The 1,298-nt window shown below is 61.5% G+C and carries 1 protein-coding gene; it reads left to right on the top strand.

What is annotated here, in order from left to right; genetic code table 11:
- Positions 1–1,158: sodium ion-translocating decarboxylase subunit beta (locus RIN56_20615; protein ID MDR7869196.1), on the top strand; the 1,158-nt coding region annotated here is incomplete at its 5' end.
- Positions 1,159–1,298: the final 140 nt, after the last annotated feature.

Raw genomic sequence — 1,298 nt, 5'->3', positions numbered from 1 at the left:
ATGGAAGCATTACTGGCACAATACCCTTGGCTTGACGAGCTCCTCATGGGCTTCCTGGGCCTGTCCTGGAAGCATGTCGTCATGTGGTTTATCGGCGCCATCCTGATCTATCTGGCCGTCGAGCACGACTATGAGCCCATCCTGCTGCTGCCCATCGGTTTCGGAGCAATTCTCGCCAACATCCCCCATTCCTCGGCTGTCAGCACTCATCCCGGGGAAGAAGGTTTCCTCGTCGTCTTGTATCAGGGAGGCATCGCCAACGAACTCTTCCCGGTCCTAATCTTTATCGCTATCGGGGCGATGTGCGATTTCACGCCGCTGATCCGCCGCCCGTCGGTCATGTTCTTCGCCGCCGCGGCCCAGTTCGGCATCTTCGCCACCGCCGTAGCCGCCGCCGCCCTTGGCTTCAAATTCGAGCACGCCGCCTCCATCGGCATCATCGGCGCCGCCGACGGCCCGACCACCATCTACGTGGCCAGCCGCTACGCCCAGGACATGCTTGGGCCGCTCGCCGTCGCCGCCTACTCGTATATGTCCCTCGTACCGGTAATCCAGCCCCCGGTCGTCAGGCTCATCACCACCGAAAGCGAGCGTAAGATCAAGATGGGCTTCCTCGGCGAAGAGCCGGTCTCCGACCGGGCCAAGTTCCTCTTCCCGCTCCTCATCGTCCTCATCGCCGGCATCGTCGCCCCCATCTCGGTCGCCCTTATCGGCAGCCTGATGTTCGGCAACATCCTCAAGGTCAGCGGCGTGGTCGAAAACCTCTCGAACACCGCCCAGAACGAGCTGGCCAACCTGGTAACCCTGCTGCTGGGCATCACCATCGGCGGCACGATGACCGCCGAGAAGTTCCTGACCATCGACGTCGCCTTCATCATGGGCCTCGGCGCGGTCGCCTTCGTGTTCGACACCGTCGGCGGCGTACTGTTCGCCAAGCTGGGCAACATGTTCACCACGACGAAGATCAACCCGATGATCGGCGCCTGCGGCATATCCGCCTTCCCGATGTCCGGCCGCGTCATCGCCAAGATGGCGCTCAAGGAAGATCCGACCAACTTCATCATTCAGCACGCCATAGGGGTAAACGTGGCCGGACAGGTCGCGTCGGTTGTCGCCGGCGGTCTTGTTCTCGCCCTTATCCCGGCGCTGACGAAGTAGGGGGGAATAAAAATGGAAACTGCCGTAGCAAAAGCGGTCAAAATGATGGCTATCGCTCTGCCGACGATGTTCTTCGTCATCGCCATCTTCTACGTGGCCACCAAGGCGCTGCACAAGGCCTTCCCGGCCCCGGCCGAGGA

Source organism: Sporomusaceae bacterium, from assembly GCA_031460455.1.
Lineage (GTDB): Bacteria > Bacillota > Negativicutes > Sporomusales > UBA7701 > Anaeroselena.
Note: the sequence above shows the minus strand (reverse complement) of the source record. Positions and strands in the feature narration are given on the sequence as shown.